Source organism: Neobacillus niacini, assembly GCF_023715785.1.
Lineage (GTDB): Bacteria > Bacillota > Bacilli > Bacillales > Cytobacillaceae > Neobacillus > Neobacillus niacini_E.
Genome location: NZ_JAMBOX010000005.1, coordinates 105351 through 127590 on the forward strand (window position 1 = coordinate 105351; position 22240 = coordinate 127590).

At 42.7% G+C, this 22240-nt stretch carries 24 protein-coding genes and 1 tRNA gene; 7 read left to right on the plus strand and 18 right to left on the minus strand.

Annotation, left to right across the window (positions count from 1 at the left end; all coding sequences use genetic code 11):
• Positions 1 to 8 precede the first annotated feature (8 nt).
• A complete protein-coding gene (locus tag M3234_RS11575; RefSeq protein ID WP_262304874.1) occupies positions 9 to 1565 on the minus strand; it encodes a spore germination protein in 1557 nt (518 codons plus the stop codon).
• Positions 1566 to 1718: 153 nt separating this feature from the next.
• Positions 1719 to 2603 (minus strand): DMT family transporter, encoded by an 885-nt coding sequence (locus tag M3234_RS11580; RefSeq protein ID WP_262305012.1) that lies wholly within the window; start codon positions 2601 to 2603, stop codon positions 1719 to 1721.
• A 361-nt stretch (positions 2604 to 2964) separates the two neighbouring features.
• Here M3234_RS11580 and M3234_RS11585 point away from each other — a divergent pair, with 361 nt between their 5' ends.
• The 5 genes from M3234_RS11585 to M3234_RS11600 all read left to right on the plus strand — a co-directional run bounded on the left by M3234_RS11585 (position 2965) and on the right by M3234_RS11600 (position 4857).
• On the plus strand, positions 2965 to 3288 hold the full coding sequence (locus M3234_RS11585; protein ID WP_311315641.1) for a spore coat protein: 324 nt from the start codon (positions 2965 to 2967) through the stop codon (positions 3286 to 3288).
• Positions 3289 to 3301: 13 nt separating this feature from the next.
• Positions 3302 to 3388 carry a spore coat protein gene (locus tag M3234_RS29540; protein WP_311315653.1) on the plus strand — a complete coding sequence of 29 codons (87 nt, stop codon included), beginning with the start codon at positions 3302 to 3304 and terminating at the stop codon, positions 3386 to 3388.
• Between the two features lie 134 nt (positions 3389 to 3522).
• Positions 3523 to 3619: transfer RNA gene (locus M3234_RS11590), tRNA-Sec, on the plus strand.
• Between the two features lie 133 nt (positions 3620 to 3752).
• On the plus strand, positions 3753 to 4181 hold the full coding sequence (locus M3234_RS11595) for a DUF2621 domain-containing protein (protein ID WP_262304875.1): 429 nt from the start codon (positions 3753 to 3755) through the stop codon (positions 4179 to 4181).
• Positions 4182 to 4494: 313 nt separating this feature from the next.
• Positions 4495 to 4857: a hypothetical protein gene (locus tag M3234_RS11600; RefSeq protein ID WP_311315642.1), complete on the plus strand. Its 363-nt coding sequence runs from the start codon at positions 4495 to 4497 to the stop codon at positions 4855 to 4857.
• Positions 4858 to 4956: 99 nt separating this feature from the next.
• On the opposite strand, the gene M3234_RS11605 is transcribed toward M3234_RS11600, so the two are convergent.
• A complete protein-coding gene (locus M3234_RS11605) occupies positions 4957 to 5433 on the minus strand; it encodes a CcdC family protein (RefSeq protein WP_066320984.1) in 477 nt (158 codons plus the stop codon).
• 142 nt (positions 5434 to 5575) lie between these two features.
• A complete protein-coding gene (locus tag M3234_RS11610; RefSeq protein ID WP_262304877.1) occupies positions 5576 to 6283 on the minus strand; it encodes a cytochrome c biogenesis CcdA family protein in 708 nt (235 codons plus the stop codon).
• Positions 6284 to 6553: 270 nt separating this feature from the next.
• Here M3234_RS11610 and M3234_RS11615 point away from each other — a divergent pair, with 270 nt between their 5' ends.
• A complete protein-coding gene (locus M3234_RS11615) occupies positions 6554 to 6727 on the plus strand; it encodes an aspartyl-phosphate phosphatase Spo0E family protein (protein ID WP_262304878.1) in 174 nt (57 codons plus the stop codon).
• Positions 6728 to 6760: 33 nt separating this feature from the next.
• Here the strand turns inward: M3234_RS11615 and M3234_RS11620 are convergent, their stop codons facing one another.
• From M3234_RS11620 to yneA, 8 genes are all read right to left on the minus strand, one after another.
• Entirely contained in the window at positions 6761 to 8554 is a 1794-nt protein-coding gene (locus M3234_RS11620; protein WP_262304879.1) for an ABC transporter ATP-binding protein, read from the minus strand.
• A 1-nt stretch (position 8555) separates the two neighbouring features.
• A complete protein-coding gene (locus tag M3234_RS11625; protein ID WP_262304880.1) occupies positions 8556 to 10307 on the minus strand; it encodes an ABC transporter transmembrane domain-containing protein in 1752 nt (583 codons plus the stop codon).
• A 142-nt stretch (positions 10308 to 10449) separates the two neighbouring features.
• Positions 10450 to 10662 carry a YneF family protein gene (locus tag M3234_RS11630; protein WP_066320973.1) on the minus strand — a complete coding sequence of 71 codons (213 nt, stop codon included), beginning with the start codon at positions 10660 to 10662 and terminating at the stop codon, positions 10450 to 10452.
• Between the two features lie 77 nt (positions 10663 to 10739).
• A complete protein-coding gene (sirA, locus tag M3234_RS11635) occupies positions 10740 to 11183 on the minus strand; it encodes a sporulation inhibitor of replication protein SirA (RefSeq protein WP_311315643.1) in 444 nt (147 codons plus the stop codon).
• Positions 11184 to 11400: 217 nt separating this feature from the next.
• Positions 11401 to 13407, minus strand: coding sequence for a transketolase (gene tkt / locus M3234_RS11640; RefSeq protein ID WP_262304882.1), 2007 nt, complete (start codon positions 13405 to 13407; stop codon positions 11401 to 11403).
• A 177-nt stretch (positions 13408 to 13584) separates the two neighbouring features.
• Positions 13585 to 13815, minus strand: a complete 231-nt coding sequence (locus M3234_RS11645) for a DUF896 domain-containing protein (protein ID WP_262304883.1) — start codon at positions 13813 to 13815, stop codon at positions 13585 to 13587.
• 118 nt (positions 13816 to 13933) lie between these two features.
• A complete protein-coding gene (locus tag M3234_RS11650; RefSeq protein WP_262304884.1) occupies positions 13934 to 14587 on the minus strand; it encodes a YneB family resolvase-like protein in 654 nt (217 codons plus the stop codon).
• Between the two features lie 2 nt (positions 14588 to 14589).
• The gene (yneA, locus tag M3234_RS11655) at positions 14590 to 14913 is read right to left on the minus strand and encodes a cell division suppressor protein YneA (RefSeq protein WP_262304885.1); all 324 of its coding nucleotides are present in this window, start codon (positions 14911 to 14913) and stop codon (positions 14590 to 14592) included.
• Positions 14914 to 15071: 158 nt separating this feature from the next.
• Between yneA and lexA the strand changes: the two genes are divergently transcribed.
• Positions 15072 to 15695 (plus strand): transcriptional repressor LexA, encoded by a 624-nt coding sequence (gene lexA, locus M3234_RS11660; protein WP_066320957.1) that lies wholly within the window; start codon positions 15072 to 15074, stop codon positions 15693 to 15695.
• A 573-nt stretch (positions 15696 to 16268) separates the two neighbouring features.
• On the opposite strand, the gene glnA is transcribed toward lexA, so the two are convergent.
• The 6 genes from glnA to hfq all read right to left on the minus strand — a co-directional run bounded on the left by glnA (position 16269) and on the right by hfq (position 22238).
• Positions 16269 to 17603 (minus strand): type I glutamate--ammonia ligase, encoded by a 1335-nt coding sequence (glnA, locus tag M3234_RS11665; protein ID WP_262304886.1) that lies wholly within the window; start codon positions 17601 to 17603, stop codon positions 16269 to 16271.
• Positions 17604 to 17630: 27 nt separating this feature from the next.
• Entirely contained in the window at positions 17631 to 18032 is a 402-nt protein-coding gene (locus M3234_RS11670; RefSeq protein ID WP_311315644.1) for a MerR family transcriptional regulator, read from the minus strand.
• 145 nt (positions 18033 to 18177) lie between these two features.
• A complete protein-coding gene (locus M3234_RS11675; RefSeq protein ID WP_262304887.1) occupies positions 18178 to 19446 on the minus strand; it encodes a methionine gamma-lyase family protein in 1269 nt (422 codons plus the stop codon).
• A 12-nt stretch (positions 19447 to 19458) separates the two neighbouring features.
• Entirely contained in the window at positions 19459 to 20718 is a 1260-nt protein-coding gene (gene hflX / locus M3234_RS11680) for a GTPase HflX (protein WP_262304888.1), read from the minus strand.
• 168 nt (positions 20719 to 20886) lie between these two features.
• Positions 20887 to 21837: a stage V sporulation protein K gene (spoVK, locus tag M3234_RS11685; RefSeq protein ID WP_262304889.1), complete on the minus strand. Its 951-nt coding sequence runs from the start codon at positions 21835 to 21837 to the stop codon at positions 20887 to 20889.
• A 170-nt stretch (positions 21838 to 22007) separates the two neighbouring features.
• A complete protein-coding gene (gene hfq, locus M3234_RS11690; protein WP_066320937.1) occupies positions 22008 to 22238 on the minus strand; it encodes an RNA chaperone Hfq in 231 nt (76 codons plus the stop codon).
• Positions 22239 to 22240: the final 2 nt, after the last annotated feature.

A 22240-nucleotide genomic window follows, 5' to 3' on the forward strand; every position in this document is an offset into this window, starting at 1 on the left:
CCCTTCCTTTATTCATCAATGTCCTTCTTTTTATTGGCCTTCTTCTTGCTAAACCGGATGGGATCATCGGTCCTTAGATACTGCGGACGTTTCGCCTGACTTTTAAAAGGCAGACGAAATAAGGCATCTTTAAAATCTCTCAATCTTAGAGGGAATATCGGCTCCATAAACGGAAGGCCTAATGAAGTAAGCCGCAGCAGATGTGTAAGCAAAAAACAAAAAGCAATCGTAATCCCGACTAATCCCCATAATTCGGCCATGATCAGAAACGGAAAGCGCAAAATCCTGATGGTATTACTCATTTGATAGACTGGAGTGGTAAAGGAAGCGAGTGCAGCTAGCGCGATTAAAATTAATAGAACATTACTCGTAAGCCCCGCTTCCACTGATGCTGTTCCCAAAACAATACCGCCCACGATACCAATTGTCTGGCCGACCTTGGTTGGAAGCCTTGCCCCTGCTTCCCGTAGAAGTTCAATCGTTACTTCCAAAAACAACACCTCTAGTATGGGTGGGAAAGGGACAACACGCCTAGAGGTAACTAACGTAATTAATAAGTCTTTTGGAATCATTTGATAGTGGTAAGTCACCACTGCAACATAAAGAGGTGTAACCATAATCGAGAAGATAACCGAAAATAAACGGATTAATCGAATAAAGGTTGCGAGAATCCAGTTTAGAAAATAATCTTCGAAAGAGTTAAAGAACTCCGTCAAAGAGGTTGGCCCGATTAAAGCATGGGGTGAGCCATCAACCAAAATAACGACTTTCCCCTCAACCAGGCTGGATGACACACGGTCAGGCCTTTCTGTGTCGAGCAGCTGCGGAAAAGGAGAGTTCCCATTATCAGAAATCATTTGAGTAAAATAGGAACTGTCTGCGATTTCATCCTTGTCAAGATCGCTAATCCGCTGCTTTACAGTATTGATTATTTCCTTATTTGTAACCCCTTCGATATACAGGACACACACCTTGGTTAACGATAATTTTCCGACTATGAATTGTTCTATGATGAGTTCCTTTAATGGCAAACGCTTCCGAATCATATTTATGTTCTGGTCAATGGGTTCCACAAAGGCTTCTTTTGGACCTACAACACTAAATTCAATCTCGGGTGCTGAAACCGACCGCACAATTTGTTTTGGTGAGGAAATGAAGGCAAACACCTTATCCCCTTCCAAGGTAAGCATGACAGAACCTTTCAGCAGCTTTTCGGGGATATCTTTAAAACTGCTTGATAATTCAACATCTGCTAAAGGAAGGAGCTTTTTAACATCGTCTATATGATGAAACTCGCCCTCGAGTAAAGGCGGAACAGCATTATTATCCATCACCTTTTCTTCGACAAGCGTAGATAAGTACGTAAGAGTAAATTTCTTACCTGACTTTTGATTAAAATAATAGCTCTTTTGATAATCCTTTGATTTAGTAAGCTCCTTCTCCCAGTCTTCGGCTTGATCTTTGCGATGTTCACGTTTTTCCGGGCCGCTTTGGTGGTCTTTTTGTTCATCTAGTGTGAATTTTCTCTTTAAAAGACGTTTTACTGATTTGAAAAGATTAGCCATATTAGCACCATTTGGAAAGTTTTTCTTTATCATTTCCGAAATAGATAAGAATATCCTTTTTTAATAAAAAAAGCCAAAAATATGCAAGATGAATAAAACATATTTTTGGCTTATTTATATTTTAAGTGACAGAAACTAAGATCTAATATCGGTTTACGAAACTGGTTCCTCAATCGTTTCTTTTTTGAAAAAGTTTAGCTTCGTTTCGGAAATGATAATGGCGCAAAGTATCAGGAGTGCTCCAATGATCATTTTCAAGGTAATAACCTCGCTTAACAGGATGATGGAGAATACCATCCCCCATAACGCTTCGGTCGATAAAATGATGGCTGCATTTGTTTCGGTTGTAAATTTTTGCGCAAACGTCTGTAGCAAAAACGCAATCGTTGTCGAGAAAACACCCAAATATATCACATTGGAAACCCCTTCGACATTCATCGAAAAGCTTGTTTCCCCTTTGAAAAGGACGACAATCATTCCTAAAATCGCTGCGACTGCCATTTGAACAATGGTCAAAAGAACCGGATCTTCATCTTTTACAAACTGTGCTGTGTAGAAAATATGGAAAGCAAATCCTACCGCACACAACAAGGTAAGCAGGTCCCCGAAATTCACTTCAGCCGTAAGCTTTAACGAGATGACACCGACACCTGTAATCGCCAGAATCGCTCCAAAAAGCTCAAACTTATCCATTTTTCGCTTATAAATAAAAAATGCAATAAACGGAACAATCACCACATTTACCGCAGTGAGAAAGGCATTTTTTGATGGCGTTGTATACTGCAAGCCCACGGTTTGCAGGGCAAATGCCAAGTATAAAAAGATTCCGATAATGGAGCCCTTAATAATCGTGCTTTTCTTCATCAGTTTAAATTTCTTAGAAAATACAGCACTTAACAAAAGTACCCCTATCAAAAACCGGATCGCTAAAATCTGGTATGGCGTATAATGCTCCAGTGAAACCGCACTGGCCACAAATCCGCTTCCCCAAATGACCGCTACAATCGTAAGACTTATTTCCCCAATGTATTTACGCATTTCATCATCCTCTATTTCTTCTCTACTTAGTTCGAGAAAAACACTCGATGTCCACGTAAAGGAGGTATCGACGAGTCCCTTGCCGGAGAATGGGTCAAAATTCTCTGCCATACCGCCTGCTAACGTAGTTTATAAACTTATCGCGAATTCTCTCCCCCATTTCACTGTAGCCAAAACTTATCAAAGAATCAACAAAAAGATAATTAACCAGCGCCCAAATCGGACCGAGCCAATACGCGATTTTCGTCTTGAAGGCGTTCCTCAAAGAAGAGCAGCTAATGTCACAACAATCGACCTCCAAACGCTGCAAGGTGGCTAAGTTAGACGTTGGATAATGACCTAAAATCGAGAGGGTGAAAAAATGAATGAAAAAAAATGGAGAGCATTGGATCAATGCGAGAAAGATAAGAAAACAGAAGCAGATGTAACGCAGGAAGCAGATCAATTATTTACAAACAAACAACAATCTTTCGAATGGATTATTGTAAAAGATTCTGAGCAAGTGGATGTCCACACGACTGACACTCAAGTGGCCATTTCCTTACAAGCCGCCATTCAAATTGCCATTGTCATTACCATTACAGTTGGAGATTCAGATAAGGGCAATGCCGTTGTGGAAGACCTAAAACAATTCTTTAAAAATAAACAACGCAACACCCAAAAAAACAATTATTCATGGATCTAAAAATGTAGAGGTTATCACAACCGATACTCAAGTGTCTGTTAATATTCAAGCATTGCTCCAAGTGCTAGTCGCCATTGTTGCCAAATTGGATGTTGGTTAATCATTGTGAAAAAGGAGAATACATCTTCACGTATTCTCCTTTTTCCTTAAAAATTGTCGAATAAATGACAATTAGAGTCGGATTGTTGATTTACTACTATAATCCATTGTAATATAGTAGTACATTCATTTTATGGGGCCGAGTGGGGTACTGGTGTCCTCCTCAGTCTTCAAAACTGCACGAGACCTGCGTGCCAGGTCTGCTGGGTTCGATTCCCAGGCGGTCCCGCCAAATCATACATATTGACACGCACAATGATTGTGCGTTTTTTTTGTGTTTTCGATTAACACATTGTGTTTGCTTGTCAATTTGCCGAAAAACAGACTATAATAAACTGAATAAACGTTTTTGTAGGTGAATTTGCATGCAGCTTAAAGGTTGGTTTTTGTGGTTTATCCTGTTTTGGGTTGTTTTTTTAGTAGTGATGATGGCCATCGGCGGCTTCTTTATGTTTCGCAAGTTTTTAAAAAAGATGCCAAAAGAAGATGGCAAATCCGATATGGAATGGGAAGAATATTATGTAAATGAATCGCGGCATTTATGGGGCCCGGAGGAAAAGGCCTTGCTTGAGGATTTGGTCAGCCCGGTACCCGAATTGTTCCGTGATGTGGCCCGCCATAAAATTGCCGGCAAAATTGGCGAGCTTGCCCTTAATGAAAAGGTGCCCAAAATTACCGAAGATTTGGTGATCCGCGGGTATATTCAGGCCACCCCGAAACGAGATCATAAATTTTTACGGAAAAAGTTGTTTGAAAACAAGATTGACGTCGCTCCTTACGAGCATTTATTCTAAAACCGTCCTGATTTGGGCGGTTTTTACTTTTTTTGCTGCAGTTATCGCACTTTTTATATCTGTTTTGGCCCGCTCAAAAATATATCCGCGATGTTTCCCCGTTTATCCGCGATACTAGTGAATATATCCGCGATAAAATAATTATATCCGCGATAATTTTGATATATCCGCGATGATCCCAATTATATCCGCGATGCCCAAAATCCACTCCCCTCTCAAGAGGATTTTATATCCTGTTTGAAAAACAGGCCCTTTACATATTCTATTTATGGGTTGGTTGTTAACTCAAATTATTTTATACGGGGGGATTTTGATGAATACCATTCAGCATTCTCTTTCACATATTCAGAGCTGCCGTCATATTGCTCAACAAATGATTCAACAAACACAGCAGAGCAATCATCAGTATCAGCAAATGCTCCAGAATGAACAGCAGAACGTTCAAATGTTGAATCAGATGCTGCAAAGGGAGCAGGCCGCTGTACAGACGATTCAGCAGAGTCTGAGAGGTCATGAGATGGCGATTCAAAGATGCCAGCAAGTGATTGCTGAGTGTACCCGCTTGGAACAGGAACTGTCAGGTCAAGTCGGATTTAACGGCGGGTTCCAGACCCAAACGTTCACAAATCCATCCTTCCAACCAGCAGGTCCAAGCCGTTCAGAACTCCCCGTTTAGACAACACTAATGAGCATGGGGGCGGTTCATGCGATTTTTAAAAAGCGTGGCACCGCCCCCGCTCCCTGAAAAAGAAAAACACCAACCCCAAAAACAGAGTCAGTGTTCATTCTTTTGAAGTTCCTTATAAAGTTTTTTATAGGAAAGATACATCGCAAATCGCCAAGGGACAATCATGCTGAACGCCAGTAGGAAGAACATTCCGCTCAATTGGCCAAAATCAATGGTACTGCTTAAGATTGATTTCAATCCCAGTCGAATGACAAGCAGCCCAGCTAGAATAAAGAAAAAAGCTTTAGACCTTTTTAAGTAAATATCATGATCACGGATCTCGAATTTTGAGGTTTTGATTAACAGGATAGAAAATAACATCCCCAACACGACAGCCTCAAGAATCTCCATCGGAGTCAACCTGAATTGCGGCACCACGTACATCAGCGCACCGCTTGACATAAACACAGGCGGCATAATGATTTTTTTCACGCTTGTCGGCTTTTTGGCGGCTTTCATCCGAACGAACAAGGCAAGTATCCCCATAAAAACAGCGCCGATTGAAGAAATCACAACGTAGTTCATTGAATCCTCTTCCTTTGGATAAATAAGTACCTTCACATTATATCTCAAAAAAACAAAAATGGTTATCTATTTGTACTGTAGTCCTGCTCCCAATATTGGAAACCTCGTGCATTAAAAGGAAGAGTCAGTTGATTCTTCCAACTTAAAAACCGGTAAAACCGCCGAATAATGGTGAAAGGATTTGAATGATTTTAGTCATCCAGTCAAAAAATAACACAATCCCCATGACAATCATAATGTAGCCGCCGATTACCATAATTTTTGCGCTGTTCTTTTTGATCCAGTTCATGCGGCCGACGAAGAAGGAAAGAATAAAAAATGGAATCGCAAAGCCTAAGGTGTAGGCAGTCATGTACAGAATACCCGAGCCCGGATTTGTTGCAGCCAATGAAATAACGAAACCAAGAATCGGTCCTGTGCATGGCGTCCAGCCGGCAGCAAAAGCCATCCCAATCAAACTGGAGCCCAAATAGCCTGACGGACGATGTTTGAATTCAATCTTGCGGTCCTTCATCAGGAACTCCGGCTTTAGAATGCCGACAATCATTAGCCCAAAGAAGACAATGAAAATCGCCCCGAGCTGGCGAATCAAATCCTTGTATTCACTGAAGAAGCTTCCAACAAAGCTCGTTCCAAATCCAATTGCGATAAAGATGACAGAAAAACCGATGAGGAAAAATAACGTATGCAGCATACTGCGTTTTTGCAGCATCGCGTTTTCACCCTTCAGCTCACCGACAGACATTCCGGTTATGTATGACAAAAAGGCGGGATACAACGGTAAACAGCAAGGTGAAATAAAGCTCAGGAAACCTGCACCGAACGCCATAAATATGTTGACATCAGACATATAAACACTCCCACAATAGTTGATACCCTTTCATTCTAACAAATCTTTCACCCAATTGATATTGAATAACATGAATATTTTGTGTCGCTGATGCTTTATCGAAAATGTTTGTTCTATTTTTGACAATTATTTAATAATGGATATTTTTTTACATATGCCTTTGAAATAATTTACAAGTTAGGGTATACTAGTAAAACAGTGCTTATTTAATAGTCTCAAATTCTCTTATTTTTACCAAAGTTTAGGAGTTTTCCAGAAAGGACAGCGGTCGTGATCAAACAGGATCTAGTGACACTTATTGAAAAAAAGCGTGCTGAATTGATTAAAGCAGCAAGTGCCAACGGCTTGACCTCCACCGTCGTCATTCGTTACAGCCAAGAGCTTGATCATCTATTAAATGAATATAATCGAATCTTTTTAGGAAAAGTTTCCTCGCATTCATAACAAAAGCCCGGGTTGCCCCGGGCTTTTTTTCTATTAGTTGACAGCATCTTCCAGCTTTTCTACCAATCCGTTTTGCAGCAGGTACATTTTATGGTAGAGGCCGCCATGCGCCAGCAGCTCCTGATGGTTTCCTCGTTCAATGATTTCCCCCTGGTGCAGCACGAGAATCAAATCGGCGTCCTGGATTGTCGACAGCCTGTGGGCAATCGCAATAGTCGTCCGCCCTTTTCGCATTTTTGCCAGAGCGGTCTGAATCGCTTCCTCCGTCTCCGTATCGATATTAGCTGTTGCTTCATCCAACACCAAAACTTTCGGGTTGGCCGCAATCGTTCTGGCAAAGGCGATCAATTGCCGCTGTCCGCTTGAAAACGTCGAGCCCCGCTCAACGACCCTATGGTTATAGCCACCCTCCAGCCGCTCGATAAAGGTATTCGCTTGAACAAATTTTGCGGCTTCCTCAATCTGCTCATCTGACATCGTTTGATCGTGAAGCTTGATATTATCCTTTACGGTGCCATAGAACAGGAACGGGTCCTGTAATACAAGGCCCAGTTTCTCCCTTAATTCAGTTTTGGAATAATTCCGGATCGATTCGCCATCAATCAAGATTTCACCGCGGTCAAATTCATAAAATCGCATCATCAAATTGATAATTGAGCTTTTGCCGCTACCCGTATGGCCGACAAGCGCGACTGTCTCCCCAGGATTCGCCGTAAAGGTGATGTTTTTTAAGACGTCGCGTTTGCCGTCATAGGAAAAACTTAAGTCCTTAAATTCAATTTTTGCTTGATCGATCCGTTTCGTCCCATCATTTTGTTGGGCCGGTGCCAGTGCGTCTTCGTCCAAGAGCCTGAAAACCCTTGAACCGGCAACAATCGCCTGCTGGAATAAGGAAAGCCGCATCATCATCTGGTTCACCGGTTCAAAGAAACGGTCCAAATAATTAATAAACGCATAAATGACCCCGATTTTTACCGAAGTTTCAAACGAAGTGATCCCGAAATAACTCAATACAATGATTAAAGCGAAAATATAAATCAAGTCAATTGCCGGCCTTAACAGCAGGGCATCGATTTTAATATTTTTCATGCCAGCCTGATAGTGTTTGTCGTTAATCGCGCCAAATTCCTGACGCAGGCGCTTTTCCTGGCGAAATACTTGGATGATCGCCATCCCTTGCAACGATTCGCTAAGTTTCGCATTCAACTGGCTCAGTCTTTCCCGCATATCCAAATAATAGCGTGAGCTTAATTTACGGTATAAAGCCATGACAAAAATTAAGATCGGAATGATCACAACACAAAACAAGGCCAGTTTGACATTCAAGATGAACATCGCGATAAAAATCCCCGATAATAGGAATCCACTTTGAATAAACGTCGAAATTACCGTCACGAACATGTCTTTAATCGCTTCTGTGTCATTGGTTACCCGTGAAACGATGCTGCCCGCCGGTGTTTTATCAAAATATTTCAGGCCAAGCGCCTGTACCTTTGAAAACACGTCAATTCTTAGCTGTTGGATAATATATAAGGCAATCTCCTGGAATCTCACCAATTGAAAAAACAAAAGAATTCCTTTGACGATTTGGATGCCCATATAGGTAGACCCGAGAATCAGCAGCGGCTTATATTCAAGGTTCTCCGGAGTGAGATAATCGTCAATAAAAATTTTGACCAAAATCGGTAGGACGATATCCCCTACTGTTGTTAACACCAACAGCAGAAAAGCCCATCCGATGATTTTCTTATGTGGTTTTGTATAGGAAAGCAGCCGGAATAATACTTTGCGCTGTTCACGTCCTGATAGTTCTATTTTTTCTTCCATTTTATTGTCCTCCGAGCTCAACCAATTCTTCCAGCTGCTGGCGCAAATACATTTCTTTATACCAACCGCCGATATCCATCAGTTCTTCATGGGTGCCTCTTTCGATAATCCAGCCATCCTCCAGCACAATAATGAGATTGGCATGTTGAATCGCGCTTAAACGGTGCGAAGTGATGATTGTTGTTTTTCCTTCCCGATTCTCTCGCAACGAAGACAGGATGGCTTCCTCGGTTTTCGCATCGACCGCCGACAAGGAGTCATCAAGGATTAATACTTCTGGATTCATTAGCAGCGAGCGGGCAATTGAAATCCGCTGTTTTTGACCGCCGGACAATGATACCCCACGCTCGCCGACAACGGTTTGGTAGCCGTCGGTAAATTGAAGAATATCATCATGAATATTGGCCAGTTTTGCCGCCTGTTCAATTTCCTCTTGCGTGGCAAGCGGGTTGGTAAAGGCTATGTTTTCGGCAACCGTGGCTGAAAACAGGAAATGATCCTGCGGCACATAGCCGATTGCTTCGCGCAATTTTTCAAGCTTATAGGCTTGGAGTTTGTGCCCGCCGAAGCTAATCTCCCCTTGCTCGCCATCAAATTCGCGGATCAGCAGCTTCAACAGGGTGGTTTTTCCGGCGCCAGTCTTGCCGACGATTCCAAGGGTTTCGCCTTGATTTAACGTAAAATAAATATCTTTTAAGACCGGTTTTGCTTCCCCAGGATACGTAAATTCGCTAATATGATAGCTCAAATCACCGTTTGGAACAGCATCTAAAGCATCATCACGATCGATGATATCAACCTTTTCCCGCAGCAAGGCGGAAACCCGGTCATAAGAGGCCCTGCCTCGTTCCACTATATTAAACAACCAGCCAAATGCCAGCATCGGCCAAATTAACAATCCCAAATAAGCGGTAAACGAGATTAACTGGCCAATGGTCAGTTCTCCCGCAAGCACATACTTTGCCCCAAACACAATCGATAGGAAATAGGATATACCGACAATAATCGAAATAGTAGGATCATAGAGTGAGTCAATTTTGGCAACGACAAGATTCTTTTGCACCACATCTTCCGACTGTTTCCGAAAATCTTCGATATCCTCCTGTTCCTGGCCAAATGTCTTAATCACCTTGATCCCCATAATACTTTCCTGGGTTTTATCATTCAAAGATGAAAAAGCTTCCTGTGCCTTATAAAAGCTTTTATGCAACATCGTCCCAAACCAATTGGTCAACAGCGCCATGATTGGCATGGGAATCAAACATATCAACGTCAGTTTCCAGCTAATGGTAAAAGCCATCGCGATGATGACAAAGCCGCCGGTTGATAATGAATCAACAAGCGTCAGCACTCCCGCACCGGCCGTTTGCTGGATCGCGGCCAGGTCATTGGTGGCATGGGCCATCAAGTCGCCAATCCGGTTCTTCTGGTAAAACGATGGTGACATATTGGTAAAATGGTGATATAAACGGTTCCTTAAAATTTTGCTAAGCTTCACCGCTGAACCGAAAATCATATTTCTCCAATAATACCTGAGTGCATACATGCCCACCCCGACACCAATAAGCACCAGGATCCACTTAACCAGCAGAGCCATTGTCATCGTTCCATCATTAATATGGTCGGCAATAATACCAATTATTTTCGGCGGCAGCACCTGCAGCAATGCGACTAATAATAGTAAAATAACCCCTGATATATATGCTTTCTTCTCCTGCTTAAAATACCAGCCCAGTTGTAAAAATACCTTCATAATATTCCCCCGAAACATAAGACGTCTCTATATATTTAGCAACCCGAGGTATCTATTTTATCAAAAATTCCTAAAATAAGAAAGATTGAGACAGGCAAAGACAGAAAAAAGCACCCATTATAACATGAGTGCTTGTATCAACTTATTTTGATTGCTTGTTCATTGCGTTCAACATTTGGTTGATTTTCTTCTGCGATGGCTTTTGGCCCATCTGCATCATCATCGTTTTTAGCATTTGCTCATTGATTGGCGGATTTTTCTTTAAATAGCTCATCATATATCTACGAGCGATGAAAAATCCTAGTGCTATACCAGCTGCAAGGGCCAGTATACCAACTAGAATGTAACCCCACATTCAAATTTCCTCCTTCATGTTGTCTACCATACATCAGTTTACTAAATAAAACGAGATAAGACAATATTTCGTTTTATTTAGACAAATTTTCTTTCTTTAATTGGTTTTAACCAGCCAAAACGCTCGTGTTCAAGATCGATGGCCAGAAAGGACGCTTCGGATTTTCGCAGCACCTCAAAAAATGCCGTCTCTGCCTCATAGCTGCCCTCTGCCTCTACTGTAATTAAGTCCTGGTACACTTCTAATTTCGCCATACTTAATTTTCCACTTAATTCAATTGTATATGCACCGTGATCGGCTTTAAATCCCTTTGTTTTTCCAAGCTGTCTTTGAATCAATTGATGGAGTTTTAACACTTCCAATTTTTTCGTAATATAGGCAATTTGCCGTTGGATTATAAATTCAAGTTCCCCATGTGCTTGTTGATAATCCTTAAATAGTTGAAAAAACACGCGCTCTCGTCCGAAGTAATGGCTAGCAAATTCATCTTCTATTAAATAAAGCTGATATTTTCTCAACACGAACCTCTCCTTCGCTGACATTCCTTTTATCTATTATAAAAAAGAAGACAGGAAACATTTGTCTTTCCACGGCAAAAACTTTCACTAATTTTGTCGAAGTGCTATATCCATTACCTATTCGAGAAATCTCATCTTATTTCCTGCCTATTTTTCCAATGTTCAATTTTTTGTAAAAAAAAAGAGAACAGACATAAAGTCCATTCTCTCTTCGTTAGATTTATTTTTGCAGCAGTGCTTTCACACGGGCAACTACGTTATTCACGTTGAAGCCGTATTCGTCCATAACTTTCTCACCAGGAGCCGATGCTCCAAATTTGTCAATCGCCAAAACGTCACCTTCATCGCCGGTATATTTATGCCAGCCAAAGGATGCGCCGACTTCAATTCCCAAGCGTTTTTTCACGTTTTTCGGCAGGACTGAATCCTTGTACTCTTGAGACTGCTGTTCAAAACGATCCCAAGACGGCATGCTGACAACAGATACGTGAATACCTTCGCCGCTAAGTGCCTGTTGTGCTTCTACTGCGAGGCTTACCTCTGAACCTGTAGCCAATAGCAAGGCATCAGCTGTTTCTTTACCAGCAGGCGAAACAACGTAAGCACCCTTTGATACTCCCTCATAGGCATTTTCTGCCGTGCCTTTTAAGGTCGGTAAGTCTTGGCGCGTTAACACAAGCGCCGTCGGTTTATCGGTCGACTCAACTGCCAACTTCCAAGCGGCAGCTGTTTCATTTCCGTCTGCTGGACGAATAATCGAAAGATTTGGCATCGCCCGAAGTGCAGCTAGCTGTTCAATCGGTTCGTGCGTAGGTCCGTCCTCACCTACAGCAATACTGTCATGGGTAAAGACATAAGTGACCGGTAAGCCCATTAACGCAGCAAGGCGGATTGACGGACGCAGGTAATCGGAGAATACAAAAAATGTTCCGCCAAATACCTTTACCCCACCGTGAAGAGCCATCCCGTTCATGGCAGCCCCCATGGCAAATTCGCGGACACCAAACCAGAAATTGCGTCCTTCATATTCTCCAGGCATATAATCCTTTGAGCCCTTAATCATCGTTTTGTTGGAACCGGCAAGGTCAGCAGACCCACCGATAAAGTACGGCAAATTCTTTGCGATTCCATTTAACACTTCACCTGAAGAAGCGCGGGTTGCAAGAGCCTTTCCTTCACTGTAAACAGGTACATCCTGGTCCCAGCCTTCAGGCAGTTCATTATTTAAAGCCAGCTCTAGCTGTTTGGCCAGTTCAGGATATTCATTTTTATATTGGGCGAATAGGTCATCCCATTCCTTTTCCTTTTTCGCACCATTTTCTACGATTAGATTCTTGAAGTTTTCAGAAACTTCCTGCGGCACATGGAAATCTTCCTCGAATGTCCATTTATAAGCTTCTTTTGTAAGCTTCAGCTCATCAGCGCCAAGAGGTGCACCGTGAACACCGGAAGTTCCAGCACGATTTGGGGAACCATAACCGATTGTTGTTCTCACTTCAATCATCGTCGGTCTTTCCAAGTCCGCTCTTGCTTCTTCCAATGCTCTGGCAATTTCCTCAAAATTATTGCCATCCTCGACACGAATGTATTGCCAGCCGTATGAGTCGAAACGCTTTTGGACACTTTCAGAGAATGACTTATCTAAATCTCCATCAAGCGAAATATCATTGGAATCATATAGTACAACCAAGCGTCCCAATTTTAAATGTCCAGCAAGTGATGCAGCCTCTGCAGAAACGCCTTCCATTAAATCTCCGTCGCCACAAATACTATATGTAAAATGATTGACTAGTTCATATTTTTCCTTGTTATAGACGCTTGCAAGATGGCGCTCAGCCATTGCCATTCCTACCGCCATTGCAATCCCCTGGCCAAGCGGTCCTGTTGTCGCCTCGACACCTTCTGTATGTCCATATTCCGGATGTCCAGGTGTCTTGCTTCCCCATTGACGGAATTGTTTTAAGTCATTCATCGATAGATTATAGCCGGATAAATGAAGCATGCTGTATAACAATGCAGATCCGTGCCCTGCTGATAAGACAAAGCGGTCACGGTTAAACCAATGTGGATTTTTCGGATTATGGTTCATGTATCTTGTCCATAATGTATAGGCCATTGGAGCTGCCCCCATCGGCATGCCTGGATGTCCTGAATTTGCTTTCTCAATCATATCGATGGAAAGCGTACGAATCGTCGTTACTGATAATTCATCAATAGAATTAAACATCAATTACATCCTTTCTTGATCTCTAGGATAATAAACACACCATTAATAATATATGTCAATGGTATTTTATTCAACAATTTGCAACAGAATTAGCTATTAAAAGGACTTTGTTACTTATTTTGACACAGTACTTCTTTAATATGTAAAAAGGAATACACTTAACTGTATTCCTGATGATTAATGAAGGTTATGCTTCTTTCTATCTTTAATTTTTTTGGGTGTAACATCATTTCCTGCTGGGTCAATGATTTTCGTGTTGGTTAAGGTATCTAGCATCTGAGAACGAAACACGGCTAGGTACTCGCTTCTTAAACTCGTTTGCTCCTTTGCCTCGGCTTCTGATAATCCTGTTGCTTTTGCTTTTCTAGCCAGTTCATTGATTCTGGCCATTTTTTCTTTGGATAGCATTATGCACATTCCTTTCAAAAAAACTGCCTGCATAAAAACTGATTTTACTAGAAAAATGGCCAACTGGCAAGGCAAAAGGTAAGGTGTAAGGCACAGAACTAGTGACGAAGCGGATGCATTACTCAACTCCCTCTAATGTCTCTATGTATTCCTGATATCTTCTATGGACTGTGGCTTTAGAAATTTTGTACCCAAAGCCTCGCAGGGTTGCTGCGATTTCAGCAAATGTTAAGCCATTTTTTCGTAGTTTATAGATCTCCTCAATTGGTACCTCAATCTTATCTCTGCCGGAATGCTCGCCAAGATTTTTCAGGTTTTTCTCCGGTTTGTAGCCTTGCTGAATAGCCCGCTTCATGCCACGTTTAATTTTTACATTATGGAGCTTGCGCTGGTATTCCTCTACCATGCTGACAATTTTCAAAACCATCGAGTCGGATTCGGAAAGCTGCAATTCTCCATTGTGTGAAATGCTATAGAGTTTGATGCCTTCTTTTAAAATGCAATGCAAAATAGCAATTTTGGCATTGCCTCTTCCTAAGCGAGTTTCGTCCTGGATTAATACTGCTTCGACCTGTTCGTCTTTAATTCGTTCAAGCACCTCAAGGATGCCGTCGCGTTCATAGTCATAGCCGCTGGCTTGTTCTTTTATTATTGAGTCAACTTCGAATTGATAGCGGGCCGCGAGCTGGGTAAGTTCCTCTTCCTGTCGCTTTAAAGAGGTTTCTTGTGTTTCTTTATTCGTACTGACACGGCAATAGATGATTGCTTTCATGCTTATTCACCCGGTGCGCTTGCAAATTGTGTTAAGGATGGCTCGTTTACGCTGACAGGAATGACAATCTCTTCACCAGGAAAAATCTTTTCATCAACATTTTTGTTATGCTTTTTTACCCAATTGACAAATTCTTTGTTCGTTAAAGAGTGCATGGAAGCGTATTCCTTGGAAAGTCCCCAAAGGGAATCCCCTTCCGAAACAGTGACTTTTATGTATTCCTCCTCAACATCAGAGTTTCCTTGGGAGGATATGATGACTGCGGCGGCACAGCTTAAAATTAATAAAATAATAGCATAAGAGTATTGGTTCCATAATTTTCTCATTACTAAACACCTCTTAGTGGAATGTATGTTCGTTTATTTATTTTTATTATAATCCGAACGTTTGTTTGTTGTCAACAATTATTCGAACTTATGTTTGTATAAAAAAAGCGAACATGTTATAATAAAGTCAACATTAACCAGGCGAGGTGCATTTTATCATGGTAAAAATATCAAAGCGGCAGCAGGATATCCTTGATTTTATCAAGGGTGAAGTCAAGACCAAAGGCTATCCGCCGTCTGTACGGGAAATTGGCGAAGCTGTTGGACTAGCATCTAGCTCTACTGTTCACGGCCATCTTGCCAGATTGGAAAGCAAAGGTTTGATTAGACGGGATCCAACCAAACCGCGCGCCATTGAAATTTTGGATGCTGATGAAGCATCAAATATTCCGCGGAATATGGTGGTCAATGTGCCAATTGTCGGAAAGGTAACTGCCGGCTTGCCGATTACGGCAATTGAAAATATCGAGGAATATTTCCCTCTACCTGAGAGGCTTGTACCTTCCGGCGAACATGTTTTTATGCTCGAGATTATGGGTGAGAGTATGATTGAAGCGGGCATTCTTGATGGTGACTATGTCATTGTCAAACAGCAGCCGTCCGCTAATAACGGCGATATCGTTGTCGCAATGACAGAGGAAGATGAGGCTACTTGTAAGAGATTCTTTAAGGAAAAGGATTATATCCGATTGCAGCCGGAGAACTCTGCGATGGAACCGATTATTTTAAAGAATGTTTCTATTTTGGGTAAAGTGATTGGGGTTTATCGGCAGATTCATTAATTACGAGAGTTTGAATAAGGTATTCGCGATGAGTTAAGTCCATTTTCCGTTGGGGGAAATGGGCTTTTTTTACGTATGGTTGGTTTTTTTAGTGGAACAGGTAAAAAGAGGATCTTATTTTTTAATTTTGGCTTGGTTTTTTGAATGCAACGGGTAAATAGACGACCTCATTTTTACCGCTGGCTTGGCTTTTCTGGTGCAACGGGTAAATAGACGACTTCATTTTTACCGCTGACTTCCCTTTTTTGATGCAACGGGAAAATAGATGCCCTCATTTTTACCGCTGGCTTGGTTTTTCGGGTGCACCGGGTAAATAGACGACTTCATTTTTACCGCCGACTTCCCTTTTTTGATGCAACGGGAAAATAGATGCCCTCATTTTTACCGCTGACTTGGTTTTTCGAGTGAAACGGGTAAATAGACGACTTCATTTTTACCGTCTGCTGGTTTACCCAGGAACATCACAAGACCCCTTCCTAAACCGCTACGCATCTACATACACAACCACCCCAAAACAAAAAGCCCCATCCAGCCCCTACTAAAGGGACGGACAAGGCTCCAATTCTCTCTTTATTAATACATGCTCATATACTGCTCGCGCTCCCATGGATGCACGACGGTACGGAACATATCCCACTCAATCTCTTTCGCATCAAGGAAGCGTTCGAAGATGTGTTCACCAAGACCATCAACAATCACTTTGTCGGCCTTTAACAGGTGTAACGCTTGAGCCAAGGTTGCCGGAAGATCGATGATCCCTTCCTCGGCGCGCTCTTCAGTCGACATGACGTAGATGTTACGGTCCACTGGTGCCGGTGGAGTCAATTTGTTCTTGATTCCATCCAAGCCTGCCTTCAATAGAACCGCCATTGCCAAATATGGGTTTGCAGACGGGTCAACACTGCGAACCTCAATCCGTGTGCTCATGCCGCGCGATGCAGGGATCCGGACAAGCGGTGAACGGTTTTGGGCGGACCAAGCTACATAGCATGGGGCCTCGTAACCAGGAACAAGACGCTTATAAGAGTTGACTGTCGGATTTGTTACAGCTGTAAATGACGTTGCGTGTTTCAGGACACCGGCAATAAATTGGCGGGCCGTATCACTTAACTGCAAGTCGCCTGTCGGATCAAAGAAAGTATTTTTTCCTTCGTTAAATAAGGAAAGGTTCATGTGCATTCCAGAACCAGCAACGCCAAACAATGGTTTAGGCATGAACGTTGCGTGCAAGCCATGCTTGCGGGCGATTGTTTTTACGACAAGCTTAAAGGTTTGAATTTGGTCGCAGGCAGTTAGCGCATCTGCATATTTGAAATCAATTTCATGCTGTCCAGGGGCTACCTCATGGTGGGAGGCTTCCACTTCAAAGCCCATTTCCTCCAACTCAAGCACGATGTCGCGGCGGCAGTTCTCGCCCATGTCAGTCGGTGCAAAATCGAAATATCCGCCTTTGTCATTCAACTCAAGGGTTGGCTCGCCTTTTTCATCCAATTTAAATAAGAAGAATTCCGGCTCTGGCCCAAGGTTGAAATCAGTAAACCCAAGCTCTTCCATTTCCCTTAATACCCGTTTTAAATTGCTGCGCGGGTCGCCGGCGAACGGGGTACCGCTGGAATTGTAAATGTCGCAAATCAAGCGGGCAACTTTCCCTTTTTCTGCGGTCCACGGGAAGATTACCCATGTATCCAAATCAGGGTATAAATACATATCGGATTCTTCAATTCGGACGAAGCCTTCAATAGAAGAACCGTCGAACATCATTTTGTTGTCAAGCGCTTTTTCCAATTGGCTGATTGGAATTTCCACGTTTTTGATCGTTCCGAGAATATCCGTAAACTGCAGCCGGATAAATTTAACATTCCCCTCTTTTGCCATCCGTTTAATATCATCTTTTGTAAATCTCGACATTGTAAACCCTCCCGTTTTTTGAAAAAATTAATGGAAAAAGCGCGACAGGTCACCTTGACGCAATGATGACCGATTCATTCTGCCCGAATGCATTAATTCGTTGCGAAGAAGTTTTCTCAACTCCTCATCGGTTAGCTCCCGCTTTACTTTTTCGGTTTGCTGTACTTGTGAAGTGGCATGCTGCTCTTTGACGAAGAAAAGCTGTTTAATGCCAGCCATATTCACCCCTTGATCGATCAAGTCCTTAATTTCCAAAAGCCTGTCGATATCGTTAAGGCTAAATAGACGTCTGTTTCCTTCTGTTCTTGCTGGAGAAATCAATTGGTGCTCTTCATAATATCGGATTTGCCTAGCCGTTAATTTGGTTAACTGCATGACCGTTCCGATCGGAAACAATGGCATGGAACGGCGAATTTCTTTTCCGCTCACCTGAATTTCTCCTCCTTCTGTTAATTCATATTGCTATTATATTTTAATGTTATAAAAGATGTCAATCTCATGTCAGAAAATCTAACATGGTTTTTTCGTATAAAAAAAGAACAGCTTTTTAGCTGCTCTTCGGTAGTCTGCCTAATTAAATTGCGATTAACCCTTTTTCTGCCAGATGGTCCACAGCGAGACAGACCGCCATTTTCACATGAGCATAGGTAAGGCCGCCTTGAACATAAGCCACATACGGCGGGCGAATCGGGCCGTCTGCCGTCAATTCGATGCTCGCCCCTTGAATAAACGTTCCTGCTGCCATTATGACATCATCCTCATAACCAGGCATATAACTTGGATGAGGTGTGACATAAGAATTAATCGGCGAAGCGAACTGGATTGCCTGGCAGAAAGCCACCATTTTATCGCGGTCGTCAAATTGGACCGATTGGATTAAATCCGTTCGTTTGGCATCCCATTTCGGCGAGGAGTTCATTCCTAATTTTTCAAGCAAAGCCGCTGTGAAAACTGCACCCTTCAGCGCCTGTCCAACTACATGCGGTGCCAGGAAGAAGCCTTGATACATTTCCTGGAGACTGTACAATGAAGCTCCTGCTTCCGCACCAATTCCAGGGGAGGTCATCCGGTAGGAACAGGCTTCGACCCATTGTTTCTTGCCGACAATATAACCACCCGTTTTGACGATGCCGCCGCCAGGATTTTTTATTAACGACCCAGCCATTAAATCGGCACCGACATGGCAAGGCTCGATTTCTTCGACAAACTCTCCGTAGCAGTTATCCACAAACACAACGACATCCTGCTTGATTTCTTTGACGAAGCGAATCATCTCGCCAATTTCTCTAACCGTAAAAGATGGCCTTACTGCATATCCTTTGGAGCGCTGAATCCCAATCATTTTGGTGTTTGGTTTGATTTTGGCCGCGACGGCCTCCCAGTCCATTCCGCCTTCGCTCGTCAATGCCACACTATCATAAGAAATGCCAAATTCCTTTAATGAGCCAACACCATTGCCGCGGATTCCGACAATTTCTTCAAGTGTATCATATGGTTTTCCGGTGATATAAAGCAGTTCATCGCCTGGGCGCAGGATGCCGAATAAAGCGATGGATATGGCGTGGGTGCCGGAAATAATTTGCGGACGGACCAGGCCGGCCTCGCCGCCAAACACATCGGCGTATACCGCTTCCAGCGTATCCCGCCCAATATCGTCATAGCCGTAGCCGGTTGACGGGATAAAATGCGAGTCGCTGACCCGATGCTTTTGGTAGCTCTGAAGAACCCGGAACTGATTCTTTTCAATTTTTTCATCGATTCCTTTATGCACTTCCGCGATTTGCTGTTCTACTTCTTTCACAATGTGTTGAAGTTTTTCCCCATTTTTTAGCTGTTGAAACATCTTGCTGTTCTCCTATCTCACATTATATTTCTGTAATTGTCCGGTGATTTGATGGTCCTCCAGTGAATAACCCTTACAACGGTACACTTGAATGTCTTCATCAAATACCAATTCTCGTAGTATTGTGCCATTTTTCAACTGTGACAGCAGTTTTCCTTCAGTCGACGGAACAAGGACTTCATATGGCTTCATCATCCCCATCAAGACTTGTTCAATTTTCAGCTTTAACGCCTGCCGGTCGTTTTCCTCAAATGCACTAATGAAGACAGTCGGGGTATCGGCAGTTGGCACGAAATCAGCATGCTGGATGTCCCGCTTATTATAAACGGTTAACTGCGGAATGTCCTTTACATCAAGGTCCTCCAGCAGTTTATTGACCGTTTTTTCATGCTGAAAGTAATCTGGATTGGACATGTCAACAACGTGCAGCAGCAAATCGGCTTCCTTCACCTCTTCTAGCGTGGAACGAAATGCGGCAATTAACGCTGTTGGCAAATCTTGAATAAACCCGACCGTATCGGTGATTAACGCCAAAAAGCCGCTTGGCAGAATCAATTTACGGGTCATCGGATCGAGTGTTGCAAACAATTGATTTTCTTCATAAGAATCTGCTTCGGACAATCGATTAAACAAGGTTGATTTTCCGGCGTTCGTATAGCCAACGATGGCAACTTGAAACGTTTTGTTTTTCTTGCGACGTTCCCGGTAGCGGTCGCGGTGCTGGACGATGACGGAAAGCTGACTTTTAATATCATCAATCCGGCGACGAATATGGCGCCGATCGGATTCCAGTTTGGTTTCACCCGGACCTCTTGTTCCAATCCCGGCACCCAACCTTGATAGGGCTGTTCCCTGGCCGGCAAGGCGTGGCAATATGTACTGCAACTGGGCCAGTTCAACCTGAAGCTTTCCTTCTTTCGAACGGGCACGTTGGGCAAATATATCCAAAATGAGCTGTGTTCGGTCGATGATTAGCGCATTGATTCCCGAAGAAAGATTCCGTTTCTGACTCGGTGACAATTCATCATTAAAGATGACCAGGTCTGCCTCCAGTTCATCGACGAGCGCCTGCAATTCTTCGACTTTTCCTTTTCCGATATAGGTTGCCGGGTGGATACGCTCACGCTTTTGAACGAGTGAAGCCAGAACTTCCCCTTGAGCTGTTTCCGTTAGCGATTCTAACTCATCCATTGAATATTGGAACCGTAAATCGTCATCATCGGTCTGACAGCCAACTAACACAACTTTTTCCTTTGTTTCTCTTTGTTCCAAAAGACATCCTTCCCTTCCGGAATACTCTATTTCTCATCTTAACAAAAAACATCCTGATACACTATTTTTCCCATAAAAAACTTATTGTAATTTCCTGGTTGCTAACTGCCTTCACGGAGACTCGGGACGCACTAAAAAATCGGCGGTCAATCGCGAACCGCCGATTTTTTAATTATCTTCTTCAAACACCAAGTCATTGCTGCGAATCGTCATTAAATCATGCCGGTCATAATTGTTAAGCATAAGCAGTCGCATCGCTTGGGCGCGAATTGATTTTTCGATGATGTTCCGCACATACCGACCGTTTGAAAAACTGTTCGGGGTTAACGCAGACTTTACCCAAATTAAATGGTCCCTGATCTTCTTCTCAGCCTCATGACTCAAGGTGTACTCTCGCTCTTTCAGCATTCTGGCCCCAATCTCCATTAGTTGATGAATGTCGTAATCTGGAAAATCAATCACCAACGGAAACCGGGAATGCAATCCGGGATTCAATGATAAAAAATAGTCCATTTCCCGAGAATAACCAGCGAGAATCAGGATAAACTCATGCTGCTTATCCTCCATGTGTTTGACAAGCGTGTCGATGGCCTCCTTGCCAAAATCCTTTTCTCCGCCACGGCCGAGTGAATAGGCCTCATCAATAAACAAGATTCCGCCCTGTGCCTTCTTGATTAAATCCCTCGTTTTCTGAGCTGTATGGCCGATATATTCACCGACGAGGTCGGCACGCTCCGCCTCAATCAGGTGGCCTTTGGAAAGGACGTTCATCTTTTGAAAAAGCTTGCCGATCAGCCTTGCAACCGTTGTCTTTCCAGTTCCCGGATTGCCTTTAAACATCATATGGAGCGCTTGCTTTTTCGCCTTAAGTCCCATTTCCTCGCGTTTTTTATTCACATAAATCCAAGCATATATTTCTTTAATGGTTCGCTTCATTTCTTCCATACCAACCAAAGCCCCGAGCTCGTCTTCGATTTCCTTTAGCGCCGAATGCTCAGGGGGAATCACCTTTGGAGCAACTTGGAAGTCGGGTAACTCTTTTGTAACGTTTTTTCTTTTCTGGGAGTTGAGAATAACCCTAATTTGACCGTTGCTTTTCATGCGATTATGTTGGTCCAAAGCTTTCACCTCTCATTTTGCAGCGTCAGGTCATTTGTGGGAATGTACAAATGTTTCAAGAAAAGCATAATGCTTCATTTTATATGTATTCACTGCCTTGGAATTTCATTAAAAAGATTTCCTGAAAATAAAAAAGAGCCCTAAAATCATGGGCTCGAGTTTGTCGCATTTTATTGATTATCAAGATCAAGCTGGACGTATTTTAACGGTGCAAAAGTGGAAATGGCATGCTTATACACTAATTGTTGTTTCCCTTCTGATTCAAATAACACGGTAAAATTATCAAAGCCTTTAATTTGGCCTCTTAATTGGAATCCGTTCAGTAGGAATACGGTTACATGAGTGTTATCTTTCCGGCACTGGTTTAAAAATTGATCCTGAATGTTAATCGACGTTTTCATGA

Coding starts and splice junctions, on each gene's coding strand:
- M3234_RS11575 (WP_262304874.1), bottom strand. CDS start 1,565: ATGGCTAATCTTTTCAAATCAGTAAAACGTCTTTTAAAGAGAAAATTC.
- M3234_RS11645 (WP_262304883.1), bottom strand. CDS start 13,815: ATGCTATCCAAAGAAAAAATGGCCAGAATCAATGAACTGGCTAGAAAA.
- M3234_RS11625 (WP_262304880.1), bottom strand. CDS start 10,307: ATGAAGGTATTTTTACAACTGGGCTGGTATTTTAAGCAGGAGAAGAAA.
- M3234_RS11595 (WP_262304875.1), top strand. CDS start 3,753: ATGCAGCTTAAAGGTTGGTTTTTGTGGTTTATCCTGTTTTGGGTTGTT.
- M3234_RS11605 (WP_066320984.1), bottom strand. CDS start 5,433: ATGAACTACGTTGTGATTTCTTCAATCGGCGCTGTTTTTATGGGGATA.
- lexA (WP_066320957.1), top strand. CDS start 15,072: ATGGTAAAAATATCAAAGCGGCAGCAGGATATCCTTGATTTTATCAAG.
- M3234_RS11585 (WP_311315641.1), top strand. CDS start 2,965: ATGAATGAAAAAAAATGGAGAGCATTGGATCAATGCGAGAAAGATAAG.
- M3234_RS11610 (WP_262304877.1), bottom strand. CDS start 6,283: ATGTCTGATGTCAACATATTTATGGCGTTCGGTGCAGGTTTCCTGAGC.
- glnA (WP_262304886.1), bottom strand. CDS start 17,603: ATGTCGAGATTTACAAAAGATGATATTAAACGGATGGCAAAAGAGGGG.
- M3234_RS11675 (WP_262304887.1), bottom strand. CDS start 19,446: ATGTTTCAACAGCTAAAAAATGGGGAAAAACTTCAACACATTGTGAAA.
- M3234_RS11620 (WP_262304879.1), bottom strand. CDS start 8,554: ATGGAAGAAAAAATAGAACTATCAGGACGTGAACAGCGCAAAGTATTA.
- tkt (WP_262304882.1), bottom strand. CDS start 13,407: ATGTTTAATTCTATTGATGAATTATCAGTAACGACGATTCGTACGCTT.
- hfq (WP_066320937.1), bottom strand. CDS start 22,238: ATGAAAACGTCGATTAACATTCAGGATCAATTTTTAAACCAGTGCCGG.
- yneA (WP_262304885.1), bottom strand. CDS start 14,913: ATGAGAAAATTATGGAACCAATACTCTTATGCTATTATTTTATTAATT.
- M3234_RS11600 (WP_311315642.1), top strand. CDS start 4,495: ATGAATACCATTCAGCATTCTCTTTCACATATTCAGAGCTGCCGTCAT.
- M3234_RS11580 (WP_262305012.1), bottom strand. CDS start 2,603: ATGCGTAAATACATTGGGGAAATAAGTCTTACGATTGTAGCGGTCATT.
- M3234_RS11650 (WP_262304884.1), bottom strand. CDS start 14,587: ATGAAAGCAATCATCTATTGCCGTGTCAGTACGAATAAAGAAACACAA.
- M3234_RS11630 (WP_066320973.1), bottom strand. CDS start 10,662: ATGTGGGGTTACATTCTAGTTGGTATACTGGCCCTTGCAGCTGGTATA.